Source organism: Endozoicomonas atrinae (assembly GCF_001647025.1).
Taxonomy (GTDB): Bacteria; Pseudomonadota; Gammaproteobacteria; order Pseudomonadales; family Endozoicomonadaceae; genus Endozoicomonas; species Endozoicomonas atrinae.
In genome coordinates this window covers 1-937 of the sequence record NZ_LUKQ02000629.1, presented here as the reverse complement: position 1 = coordinate 937, position 937 = coordinate 1, and the positions used below count along the sequence as shown (strand labels likewise).

Sequence of the window (937 nt, the reverse complement as noted above, 5' to 3'; positions counted from 1 at the left end):
TCAGGCTCTGCTCCATGATTTCAGGGATGGTGGCAAAGATGCCGCCCACCTCGAACGGCTTGGGTATGCGGAAATGGTCCTCCCCGACCCAGAAATGGTGAAAGCCCAGCTTCTCCCACTCCGGCAAATCCTTGTAGCGGTCATCGTCCCAGTACATAGCCCGCAGGGCGTAAGCTGCCAGCCCATAAGCCGCACCTCGGATCAATACCGATTTGCTCACCGCCGACCAGCCGGACTGGCCTTCGACCCTGGCTCCACGGTACAGCCGGTCCAGCCCCTGCAACCGCGCATTAAAGAACGGCAGGCTCTGCACCAGGAACTGGATAATCTGCCCCTGTCCACTGCGCCGGAAGTTCATCACATCCATGGCCTGATAGGCCGCCTCGGCAGGACTGCCTCCCTGCTGGATCACCCGGTCATACACATGCAGCCGGTTGCTGTTTTCAAACTTCGAGCCGACTCGCTCCCATTTCTGCCAGTTACCTTCCAGCACATCGTAGAGTTTGCCGGGTACGTCGATCAGCCGTTTGAGGTCATCCGGTGACAGCTTCTTGCGGATATTCTCCGGCTTGACGCTGTAGTAGCCCCCACCGCCGCCACCGGCCAGCATCATGTTCCAGTAGCTGTCGTCGTTCTTCAGCTTCGTAGTAAAGCCCCGGATCGCACCGACCAGCGGATTGGTCTTCAGGGGTTTGCCGTTCACCTCCGGGGCAATATGCACCCAGGTGGACAGGGTATCCCTCAACAGGTTGCGCGCCATAAAGGCCGGGTCGGCGGTAACGGTGGCGGTCAGCAACCGCCGTGGCCAGCTCAACAGCTTCATCATCCAGCCAAAGTTGGGCGCTCCCAGGTCCTGAATGGAGGCCAGCAGCAGCTTGTCATGCACCAGGTAGTGCTTCAGCTTGCCGTTCTCCGATACGCTGACCGTACCCTCACC

The 937-nt window shown here is 59.8% G+C and carries 1 protein-coding gene; it reads right to left on the bottom strand.

The window, feature by feature from the left end; all coding sequences use genetic code 11:
• Positions 1-937: LPD38 domain-containing protein (locus tag AK963_RS34140; RefSeq protein WP_202969943.1), on the bottom strand; the 937-nt coding region annotated here is incomplete at both ends.